This is a genomic window from Pedobacter nanyangensis, from assembly GCF_003313505.1.
GTDB classification, from domain to species: domain Bacteria; phylum Bacteroidota; class Bacteroidia; order Sphingobacteriales; family Sphingobacteriaceae; genus Pedobacter; species Pedobacter nanyangensis.
Genome location: NZ_QMHO01000011.1, coordinates 24,568 through 36,345 on the forward strand (window position 1 = coordinate 24,568; position 11,778 = coordinate 36,345).

The window sequence follows — 11,778 nt, forward strand, 5'->3', positions numbered from 1 at the left end:
AAGCAAGAACTTAATAGAAGTTACAACGGTTTCAATACCGTATCAAACAAAAAGCCCCGCAATTGCGGGGCTAATTTTATATTTGGTTGGTTGGATACTAATTAAGCTTCTGCCAATTCGTGCGTTAAAGCCTCATCAACCAAGATACGGCCGCAGTGCTCGCAAACGATTACTTTTTTGCGCTGACGGATATCTAACTGGCGTTGAGGTGGGATTTTGTTGAAGCAACCTGAGCAAGAATCTCTATCGATAGTTACTACCGCTAAACCGTTCACGGCATTTTTTCTCAATCTGTTGTAAGCAAACAACAAACGTTCTTCGATGTTTTCTTGGGCTTTTTCAGCCTTTTTCAACAAAGCTTGCTCTTCTTTTTCCGTTTCAGCCGTGATGGTTTCCAGTTCAGTTTTCTTGGCTTCTAAATCACCTTTTCTTAAGTCAAGGTTGGCCTTGGCTTTCTCGTAAATTTCAGTCTTATTGTTAATCTCGAAACCAAACTCCCTGATCTTTTTCTCACTTACCTGAATATCTAAGTTTTGGATTTCAACCTCTTTGGTCAAGGCATCGTACTCGCGGTTGTTTTTTACATCCTTAAGTTGTGTATCGTATTTTTTGATCAAGTTTTGAGCTTCCTTGATCATGTTTTTACGATTTACAATAGCATCTTCCGTATCATCCAACTCTGCTTTGATCTTTTGGATACGGGTTTCCAAACCAGCTACCTCATCTTCCAAATCGGCAACCTCAATTGGCAATTCACCTCTAATTTGGCGTATTTTATCAATCTTGGTATGTATGTTTTGTAATTCGTATAAAGCCTTTAGCTTCTGCTCTACTGTTTGTTCCATTAAATGAAATAATTTATGGGGTTTGTGTTATGCTCCGTTAAACGGATTGCAAAGTTAGGAAATTTTTCTTGAATATTATCTATCAACAAATTAGATGTAAATTGTTCACTTTCAAAATGTCCGATGTCCACAATCACGATTTTGTCTTCGGCGTCAAAAAATTCATGGTACTTAAAGTCGGCCGTTACAAAAGCATCGGCCCCTGCCGCAATGGCATTTTTCAACAGAAAACTTCCCGAACCACCACATACAGCAACACGCCTTATTTTTTGGGGCAATAGGCCAGTGTGCCTCAATACCCTGGCATCCATTTGGGTTTTCACCAAACGCAGAAATTCTGCACCGTCCATTTCTTCGGGCAAGTCCCCAACCATACCCGAACCTACATTTTGCAGTTGGTTATCCAAAGCATAAATATCGTAAGCTACTTCTTCGTAAGGATGATTTTCAAACAAAGCCGACAACAACCTGCGTTCGTCTTGTACCTTAAAGATGACTTCGATACGGGTTTCATGGGCATATTCCCTCACGCCAGCCGTACCTAAGGTTGGGTTCGATTGCTCGTCGCCCTTAAACGTACCCACGCCTTCTAGGTTAAAACTGCAATCGCTGTAATGACTGATATTGCCCCCACCTGCGGCAAACAGGGCATTACGCAGTTGTTCGGCATCTTTATGCTCGCAAAACGTAACCAGTTTTTTCAGGAGGCCCGATTTGGGCACCAAAATTTTGGCGTTCTCCACGCCCAAGCGTTCACAGATTTTGGCGTTCACACCATTCGAAACGCTATCTAAATTGGTATGTGCGGCATATAGGGCAATGTTGTTTTTGATGGCCTTCATCACCACCCGTTCCACATAGTTTTTGCCATTCAGTTTCTTCAGTCCTTTAAACACGATGGGATGATGGGAAATGATCAGATTGCAGTTCTTTTCTATGGCTTCGTCAACAATCTTCTCGGTACAGTCCAGCGAAACCAAAGCGGCGTGGATTTCATCATCCGGGCTTCCCACAATCAAACCAGAGTTGTCGTAGTCTTCCTGGTAGTTGAGCGGCGCCCATTGTTCTAAACTTTCAATTAGATTCTTTAATTTCATTGGTTAAAGTTAACCATAAGCTTTTAATTAAAACATATCCGCTTCCTCTAATAATTGAGGTTGTTCGTCAAAAGCTGTATGTCTATGTGGTTCAACAGGAACATAAAATCACACAGACACATGGGGCATAGTAGTTAAAGATTGCTTTGCCGAGGAATAGAAATAGGTGCGACTAAGCCATCTCAATACATAAATTTATTTTGAGCGAGCAAATTGTATCTTTGACACTAAGGAGATAAGTTTTCGCATGTTCATCATGCTCACGCTTGTTACACCAAACCAAATTAATGAGAAATTCAATTCTGTTCCACCTCAAACTGTTTCTTTTGCAAGCGGCCTTTTTTACTGCTTTTGGAAACGCTTTTGCCCAAAAAACTGTGTGGATCACAGAAAACACCAAACAGCATATCTTCTCCTTTAAGGAAATTGAACAGCTCGAAGACCCTACTGGCAAGCTAACTTTCGAGGACGTTTTATTACCACAGCATGTACATTCCTTTAAGCCAAGCGTTTCGAGCACGCCTAAAAAAACCAACAAAGCCGCGGTGCATTGGTACAGAATTTCCATCGATCAAAAAGAGCCACTTAATAAGAGCTTTTTGTTAGAGTTTTTTGACCAGACGATTGACGATATTGTGGCCTATATCCCCAATCAGCAGGGCGGCTACCACAGTTTGTCCTTAGGTGATCGTTATTCGTTTGACCAGCGGCCCTTGCTGCACAAAAATTTTGAAATTCTGCTCGAAAATATTCCCAACCAAAAAAGAACCTTCTATTTTAGAATACAATCGCAGCAAAGCGCTGATGTGATATTGGTTTTGCGTTCTGTACCTTGGTTTATCCAATATGCCACCACCGAATATTTCTCTTTTGGTGTGTTTTATGGCATGATCGCCATTTTCAGCTTTTACAACCTGCTAATGTTTGTTTACATCAGGCAACGGCAGTATCTGTATTACGTTTTCTACAACATTAGCATAGCCATTTACGAGATGAGTGCCGATGGCATAGCCTACCAGTTTTTTTGGCCCAATAGTCCACATTGGAATCAAATTGCCTATGCGGTTGCCCTGTGTGCCGCCAGTGTTTTTGCACTGTTGTTTTCGCAACGGCTTTTGCAGGTAAAAGAGAAAGCTCCTTCCTTACATCGCCTTATTAATCTGGTAATTATTTTAAGGATTGCTTTGTTTATAATTTCATTCTTCTTTAACCAAGATCTGTTCAAATACAAAGTTCTTGAAATTATTCCGTTAACGCTTGCCTACGGAACCGGCATTTACATCTATTTAAAAGGCTACAAGCCTGCAAGGTATTTTGTGTTGGGCTATAGCTTTTTATTTTGCGGTTTCTTGCTCAAATTTCTCATTTCGGTTGGTTTCGACTGGTTCAACGTTAGTGCCTTAAGCTATTATGGGCTAAGCATCAGTTTTGTATTGGAAATGATGTTTCTTTCTTTAGCCATTGGCGATAAGGTGCGATGGTTAAAGCAGCAAAAGGACTTGGCACAGCAGGAAACCATTAAACAGATGGGCATTAACGCTGAGCTTAAGGACAATCTTAATAAGGAACTGGAGAGAAAAGTTGCCGAGCGAACCAGGGAGGTATTTGAAAAATCGGCGGTAATTGAGGCCCAAAACATACAGCTTACGGAATCGAATCGTCGTTTGGCCCAACAGGCAGAAGAAATTAGTAAGATGAATGCGCTGCTCGCCAACGACAACCAGGAGCTTAAAGTGGATATTGAAAAGGTGACCCGAGCACGGGTGATGTCGACCCAAGTAGGCTTTGAGGAGTTCAGTAAAATTTATCCCGACAAGGAAAGCTGTTTTGCATTTTTGGCCACCTTAAAATGGAGTAACGGCTATCAATGTAAAAAATGTGGCACCAGCGATTATATTCCTGGTCATACCTCCCATAGCCGGCGTTGTAAAAAATGTGGTTATGAAGAGTCGGTACTGATTGATACCATCTTTCAAAATAGCCGCATCTCCATTACCAAATCCTTCTATATGGTTTTTCTCATCTATTCTTCCCAAGGGAAAATTTCTTCGCACAAGCTTTCCGAAATTTTGGGCATTAGGCAAAACACTTGCTTAAACTATGGCCACAAAATCAAAAAAGTGATGGAAAGCCGGAAAAAAGAGCTGAAAAATGCAGGCGACATGGGCTGGAGCAGGCTCGTTATTAGCTAAAATTCGAAAAAAATCACTTAGGTACTCAAACGTATCAACCACCTTTACGCATTTTGGCCAAAAAACTTGCTTAGCACCAGCTTTGGCAAGGAATTTCATTTGCTGAGCTTTCGGCATCAAAACGTATCAAAACCAACACAACAATCTGTATTACAGTTATTTAATTAAAAATTTAAAACCAAAATACTTGGTTTTTAGCGATAGTTTATTCTACTTTGCATCAAGCAATGGCAAAAAAAAGCCTTCAAAAGCAACATTAATCTAACCAAATACAAACCCTAAATACGCCCTTGTCCGTAAAACTTAAATCATGATTTACGGGCATGCGGCAAAATCCAAAAAACACCAAATATTCCATCATTAGTAAAATATGTATCAAGCCAACCTATTTACCTTAGTACTCGCTTTTCTACTCGTTTGTACAGATCAGCCAAGGAACAGCACCAAACAAGCGGAGAAGTTCACCACCGCAGAGCACACCAATCTGCGGATCAGCAATGAGGGCAAGCTCAATTTTACCCCTTACAGCCAACCGTTGGAAACCGAGCCTACGGTATTCATCAACACCAATAAAACTTTTCAAACCATGGTAGGCATAGGCGGAGCCATTACGGATGCTTCTGCCGAAGTTTTTGCCAAACTACCTGTGGAGCAGCAAAAAGAATTTTTAATGGCTTACTATGACAAAGAAAAAGGTATTGGCTACAATTTATTGCGCACCAACATCAACAGCTGCGATTTTTCTTCAAGCAGTTACACTTATGTGAAAGAAGGCGATAAAGAATTAAAGACTTTCAACATCGCTCCTGATGAGCAGTTCAAAATTCCTTTGATTAAAAAGGCCATTGCTGCCGCAGGCGGAAAACTAACGACCTACGTGAGCCCTTGGTCGCCACCAGCTTTTATGAAAACCAACAACAGCATGTTACAAGGCGGTAAACTAAAAGCCGAATACCAGCAGGCCTGGGCCAATTATTACCTCAAATTCATCCAGGAATACGAGAAAAGGAATATTCCTATCTGGGGGCTGACCATGCAAAATGAACCCATGGCTAAGCAAAGATGGGAATCGTGTATATATACGGCAGAGGAAGAAAGGGATTTCATTAAAAATTACTTAGGCCCAACGCTGCATAAATCGGGCATGGCCAACAAAAAGCTCATTGCTTGGGACCACAACCGAGATTTGATCTATCACAGAGCCAGCACTATTTTGAACGATCCACAGGCCGCAAAATATGTTTGGGGCATTGGTTTCCACTGGTATGAAACTTGGACAGGCAGTAAAATGCAATTCGATAATCTACGAAAAGTGAATGAAAGCTTTCCAGATAAGCAATTGATTTTCACCGAAGGCTGTAAAGAAAAATTTAGCCTAGACAGCATCAATAATTGGTCTTTAGGCGAGCGATATGGCCATTCGATGATTAATGATTTTAACAACGGAACTGCTGCATGGACCGACTGGAACATCCTTTTAGATGAAAAAGGAGGCCCAAACCATGTGCAGAATTATTGCTTTGCGCCTATTCATGCCGACACCCGCACGGGAAAGTTGATTTACACCAATGCTTATTACTACCTGGGGCATTTCTCTAAATTCATTAAGCCCGGCGCTAAACGCATCATCACTTCCTCTACCAGAGATATTTTACAAACTTCGGGTTTCCTTAATCCTGATGGCAAAATTGTGGTGGTGGTAATGAATACGAGCGATAAAAAGCTCGACTATCAACTATGGTTAAACGGAGAAGTGGCTAAAACACAAAGCCAGCCACATTCTATCAGCACTTTTATTGTCAATTAATTAACGCACTATTTGAACACCCCGATGAAGAAATCCTTTATCTTGACCTTGAGCTGCCTTTGCTGGGGCAGCTTACAGGCTCAAAAGCAACCCCAAGTTTGGCTTACCGATGTGCAGCAAAACATTCTGTTTGTACAGCAAACTAACGCACCAGAGCACGTAGCCACTGGCGAGCATACCATTAGCATAGATCCCAGTAAAACTTACCAGCGTATAGATGGTTTTGGCTATACGCTTACCGGCGGAAGTGCGCAACATTTACTTGCCATGGAAAAATTGGCCCGCAAAGCGATTTTAACCGAGCTATTTGCGACCGACAAAAATAATATCGGCACCAGTTACCTTCGTTTGAGCATTGGCGCATCTGACCTTAATGAGCGGGTGTTTTCGTACAACGATTTACCAGAAGGTGAAACCGATTTATTGATGAACAAGTTTGACTTGGGGCCCGATAAAAAGGACATTGTTCCAGTATTGAAGGAAATCCTGGCCATTAACCCAAAAATCAAGCTCATGGGATCACCTTGGTCGCCACCAGCTTGGATGAAAACCAACAACGCAACCAAAGGTGGCAGCCTAAAACCCGAATTTTATGATGCCTATGCTTTGTATTTTGTTAAATATATCCAAGCGATGAAAGCAAATGGGATCACCATTGATGCCATCACCGTACAAAACGAGCCCTTGCATCCAGGTAACAATCCAAGTTTGCTAATGCTTGCCGCAGACCAGGCCATTTTTGTGAAAAAGCATTTAGGTCCTGCCTTCAAGCAGCATAAAATCAATACCAAAATCATCATTTACGATCACAATGCCGATAGGCCCGACTATCCGATCAGTATTTTGGATGATCCTGAAGCTAAGCCTTACATCGATGGTTCCGCTTTTCACTTATACGGCGGTAAAATTGAAGCTTTAAGCAAGGTGCATGAAGCACATCCTGACAAGAATATTTATTTTACCGAGCAATGGGTAGGTGCCCCGGGGAACATGGCCGGTGATTTTCCATTTCATGTGAAGCACCTCATAATTGGCGCCACCAGAAACTGGGCAAAAACCGTATTGGAATGGAACCTGGCGGCAGATGGGAACTACAAACCACATACGCCCGGTGGTTGCGACAGGTGCCTGGGAGCCATCACCATTGAAGGCAATAAAGTGACCAGAAATCCAGCCTACTACATTATTGCACAGGCCGCAAAGTTTGTAAGACCCGGTTCGGTTAGGATTGCTTCGAATGAAATTGATGGATTGGCCAACGTGGCTTTTAAAACGCCAGAAGGTAAAACGGTTCTGATTGTACTGAATACCGGAAAAGCGCAAAAGGCGTTTTCAGTTGCACTTAAAAATGAAAGAACTCCTTATTCCCTAGCCCCTAACGCAGCCGCTACGTTGGTGTGGTAGTTAATCCGCAAAACTGATGCTGAAATAAATTCAGCATGACGAAGCGTTTATTTAGCGTCACCCTGAATTTATTTCAGGGTCAGCCATACGTCAAACAATTGCCGGCTATATAATAATCGAAATCGAGTTATTAAAAACAGAACAGCCCATTAGTTTAAAGCTAATGGGCTGTTATATTGATGTAGATGAAGCCTAAAAGTTGCTCATTCTAACCATTTGCATGCTTTCGAAAACCATGCGTTGGTTATGTTCAAAGGCTAAGGTTTTATGGTTAACAATGTCGATGATCGAACCGATAAAACAAAGTCCAGCAGTAAGCAGGTACAAAATGCCCATGCCAATTTGGCCAATGATAAAGCGTTGTAAACCGGGCACCAAAAACAACCCAATGATACAGAACAACAACATATCGCTTGGATTTTTACGCTTTCCAGAGTAAATCATCAAGAAAGTGCGCAATTGTTGCTCGTTTAAACCTTGTGTGGCAGATTGTAAGTATGAATATTCTTGTGGGGTGATGCCTGGCAATGACATGAAATTTTGATCGAACATGGCTAAATCTCCTTATATTTTAAATGCTTGTTTTGTTTAATAATTAATTGTTTACCTAACTGATAAATGCGGTAGAGGATAATTAGCAAGGCCGGAATGCCAAACCAATGATGCCTGAAACTCGCTTCAAAATCAGCGTTAAAAATGGCCGTGATTGATCTTCCCAAACCACACCCCGGACACCAATCGAAACCTAGATTTGCCAAAGGACATAAGGTGAAATGATGCTCGTGAGGATTAGCAGTGGCCAGTAACGTTAGTGCTAAAACCCAAAACACAATTTCTGCATATTTTCCTTTATTACTTATCATTTGTTCCGCATTTTGTAATATTAAGAAACAATAATAAGCTTTATGTTACGTGTTATGAAACCAATTTCGACAAACTGGAAATAAATCCCGACCAAACCTAAATTGAATATGATGATTTGATTATTAGCAAATGAGCGCTATATCAAAAAACTTCCCAACTCCCTGCCTGTCGGCTTTAAAGACTATTTAACAATTTAACAATACAACAATAATACAATGCGTATCTTTGGATAGTGAACGTTAGAGACTTAATTAATAGATTTAAAACCGACCAAAGAGTTCTTGCCATTGCAAAATCGCTGAACAACAGCAAGAGCAAAACTCAAATCAAGGGATTGGTGGGTTCTTCCGATGCCGTAATTGCGTTAACCACCTATTTTTTACAGCACAAACCACAACTTTTTATACTACCCAACAGGGAAGAGGCTGCTTATTTTTCTTCTGACCTTGAAAGTATTTTGGGAAAGGAAATTTTACTGTTCCCTTCTTCGTTCCGCAAGCCCTTTGAATTTACACAGGTGGATACCGCTAATGTACTGGCCCGTGCCGAAGTGCTCAATGAGCTGAACCACCAGTCTGAATACGGGCAAATTGTGGTAACCTACCCCGAAGCCTTGGCCGAAAAAGTGATTGACCGTACTGTATTAGAAAAAAACACCTTGGAAATTACCGTAGGTGCAACACTTGGCATAGATTTCATCAACGAATTTTTGTTTGAGTATGATTTTGAGCGTGCAGAATTTGTTTATGAACCCGGTCAATTTTCGATCCGTGGTGGTATTGTCGATATTTTTTCTTTTTCTCACGACCTTCCCTACCGCATCGAGTTTTTTGGTGATACCGTAGAAAGTATCAGAACTTTCGAGATCGAAAGCCAGTTATCAGTAGACGAGGTAAAAACCTTGACCATTGTGCCCAACGTGCAGGCTAAGTTCCTTACCGAAAACAACATCAGCCTGCTAGATTATATTGAAAAAGACACGCAACTTTGGTTCAAGGATGTCGCTTTTGCGTTGGACGTTATAAAAACTGGCTACAAAAAAGCCAATGAGCTCTGGAAAGCATTGCCCGCAACAGAGAAACAGCAAAATCCAAATTGGCTAGATCCTAAATTCGCTTTCTCTGATGAAAAAATGATTGCTGATTTACTGCATGATTTTACGCTTGTGGAGTTTGGGAAGCAGTTTTTCTACCAAACGGACCATGTTTTTAATTTCGACACTAAACCGCAGCCTTCTTTCAACAAAGATTTCAACTTGCTGATCCACAACTTTAAGGAAAACGAAAAGCAAGGCGTTAATAATTTTATTTTTACCAACTCGGCCAAACAGGTGGAGCGTTTGTACGCCATTTTAGACGACATTGATAAAAGCGTAAAATTTATTCCAATCCATATTCCACTGCGTGAGGGCTTTGTTGATTTTACGCAAAAGGTAGCTTTTTATACCGACCATCAAATTTTCGACCGTTTCTATAAATACCAACTTAAAAAAGGTTATCAGCGCAGCCAGGCCATTACCTTAAAAGAGCTAAGAGATTTAAAGCCAGGCGATTTTGTAACGCACATAGACCACGGTATTGGGAAATATGCGGGCTTAGAAAAAGTAGAAACCAATGGCAAAATGCAGGAGATGATTCGTTTGGTGTATGCAGACAATGATCTATTGTATGTAAACATCAACTCCCTAAACCGCATTGCGAAATACAGCGGCAAAGATGGCACGCCGCCGAAAATGAACAAACTGGGCACCGAAGCCTGGGACAAGCTAAAAAAAAGCACTAAAAAAAAAGTTAAGGACATAGCTCGCGACCTGATTAAGCTTTATGCCTTACGTAAAGCACAAGTAGGTACTGCTTTTGCTCCTGACAGTTATTTGGATACTGAGCTGGAGGCTTCTTTCATTTATGAAGATACCCCAGACCAAATGAAGGCCACCACCGATGTGAAAAAGGACATGGAAGCTCCACATCCGATGGATCGGCTGGTTTGTGGCGACGTAGGTTTTGGCAAAACTGAAGTAGCGCTTCGTGCAGCTTTCAAAGCCGTTGCAAACGGTAAACAAGTGGCCGTTTTAGTGCCCACCACCATTTTAGCCCTACAGCATTTCAAAACATTTTCTTCGAGGTTGAGAGATTTTCCATGTACGGTAGATTACATCAACCGCTTTAAAACGAGCAAACAAATCAAAGAAAGCCTGGAAAAATTAGCTCAAGGCAAAATAGACATCATTATTGGAACTCATCGCCTGTTAAGCAAAGACGTAAAGTTTAAGGACTTGGGCTTAATGGTTATTGATGAGGAACAAAAGTTTGGGGTAGCTGCCAAGGAAAAACTACGTGCCCTACGGGTAAGCGTAGATACTTTAACCCTAACGGCAACTCCTATTCCGCGTACGCTCCACTTTTCGTTGATGGGCGCCAGAGATTTATCCATCATTAATACACCACCGCCAAATAGACAGCCTGTAACTACAGAGCTACACGTTTTTAACGATAAACTACTGCAAGAGGCCATACAATTTGAGCTTGATAGAGGTGGGCAGGTTTTCTTTGTCCATAACCGTGTGCAGGATTTACAACAACTGGCCGGCCTGATCCAAACCTTGGTACCAACGGCACGTATTGGCATTGCCCATGGTCAGTTGGATGGCGATGCATTGGAAGATGTGATGCTCGATTTTATTAACGGTGAAAAGGATGTTTTGGTAGCTACCACCATTATTGAAACCGGCTTGGACGTACCTAACGCCAATACCATCATCATTAACCATGCGCACATGTTTGGTTTAAGCGATTTGCACCAAATGCGGGGCCGTGTAGGCCGTTCCAACAAAAAGGCGTTCTGTTATTTGCTTTCTTTACCATTATCTACCCTAACTGATGAAGCCCGCAAACGCCTAAGTGCCATTGAGGAATTTTCAGATCTGGGCAGCGGTTTCAACATCGCAATGCGTGATCTGGATATCCGTGGCAGCGGCAACCTGCTGGGAGGCGAGCAAAGTGGCTTTATTGCCGAAATTGGGTTTGAGATGTACAACAAAATTTTGGACGAGGCCATTCAGGAACTGAAAGATGATGAATTCAAGGATCTGTTCAAAGACCAGCCGGAGCGCCCTTTTGTGAGCTTCACCCAAGTAGATACTGATTTGGAAATGCACATTCCTGACAGTTACGTAACCAACATTACCGAGCGTTATAACCTCTATACCGAAATATCCAAGCTGGAAACCGAGCAGCAGATCAGCAGTTTTGAGAAACGTTTGCGGGACAGATTTGGCCCCGTACCGGCACAGGTTTTGGCGATGTTAAAGGTGGTACGCCTTCAATGGATTGCCAAAACACTTGGGTTTGAAAAGGTGAGCTATAAGAAAAATATCCTGCGTGGCTATTTCCTGAGCGACAAACAATCGAAGTTTTTCGACTCGGAAACTTTTAACCGCATATTGGCCTTTGCGCAGCTACATCCCCGCCTATGTAATTTAAAGGAAGTAAAAGATAGCTTACGGATTTCCTTCGATAATATCAACAACATTGATGAAGCGGTAGAAATGCTGGAGCTCATTTAAAAAA

General features: G+C 41.7%; 8 protein-coding genes. 4 read left to right on the plus strand and 4 right to left on the minus strand.

Going from position 1 to position 11,778, the window contains the following annotated elements; genetic code table 11:
• Window positions 1-101 precede the first annotated feature (101 nt).
• Window positions 102-845 carry a zinc ribbon domain-containing protein gene (locus DUT71_RS15820; protein WP_113663517.1) on the minus strand — a complete coding sequence of 248 codons (744 nt, stop codon included), beginning with the start codon at window positions 843-845 and terminating at the stop codon, window positions 102-104.
• A complete protein-coding gene (locus DUT71_RS15825) occupies window positions 845-1,942 on the minus strand; it encodes a Nif3-like dinuclear metal center hexameric protein (RefSeq protein ID WP_113663518.1) in 1,098 nt (365 codons plus the stop codon). Before DUT71_RS15825 ends, DUT71_RS15820 begins: the two co-directional genes overlap by 1 nt.
• 287 nt (window positions 1,943-2,229) lie before the next feature.
• Between DUT71_RS15825 and DUT71_RS15830 the strand changes: the two genes are divergently transcribed.
• The 3 genes from DUT71_RS15830 (at window position 2,230) to DUT71_RS15840 (ending at window position 7,345) form a co-directional block, all read left to right on the plus strand.
• Entirely contained in the window at window positions 2,230-4,134 is a 1,905-nt protein-coding gene (locus DUT71_RS15830) for a 7TM diverse intracellular signaling domain-containing protein (protein ID WP_113663636.1), read from the plus strand.
• A gap of 370 nt (window positions 4,135-4,504) precedes the next feature.
• Entirely contained in the window at window positions 4,505-5,941 is a 1,437-nt protein-coding gene (locus DUT71_RS15835; RefSeq protein WP_113663519.1) for a glycoside hydrolase family 30 protein, read from the plus strand.
• Window positions 5,942-5,965: 24 nt separating this feature from the next.
• Window positions 5,966-7,345, plus strand: coding sequence for a glycoside hydrolase family 30 protein (locus tag DUT71_RS15840; protein WP_113663520.1), 1,380 nt, complete (start codon window positions 5,966-5,968; stop codon window positions 7,343-7,345).
• A 192-nt stretch (window positions 7,346-7,537) separates the two neighbouring features.
• On the opposite strand, the gene DUT71_RS15845 is transcribed toward DUT71_RS15840, so the two are convergent.
• On the minus strand, window positions 7,538-7,879 hold the full coding sequence (locus DUT71_RS15845) for a TM2 domain-containing protein (protein WP_240186959.1): 342 nt from the start codon (window positions 7,877-7,879) through the stop codon (window positions 7,538-7,540).
• Window positions 7,880-7,899: 20 nt separating this feature from the next.
• Window positions 7,900-8,208, minus strand: coding sequence for a DUF2752 domain-containing protein (locus DUT71_RS15850; protein ID WP_113663522.1), 309 nt, complete (start codon window positions 8,206-8,208; stop codon window positions 7,900-7,902).
• A gap of 233 nt (window positions 8,209-8,441) precedes the next feature.
• Here DUT71_RS15850 and mfd point away from each other — a divergent pair, with 233 nt between their 5' ends.
• Window positions 8,442-11,774, plus strand: a complete 3,333-nt coding sequence (mfd, locus tag DUT71_RS15855) for a transcription-repair coupling factor (RefSeq protein ID WP_113663523.1) — start codon at window positions 8,442-8,444, stop codon at window positions 11,772-11,774.
• The last annotated feature ends 4 nt before the right edge of the window (window positions 11,775-11,778 follow it).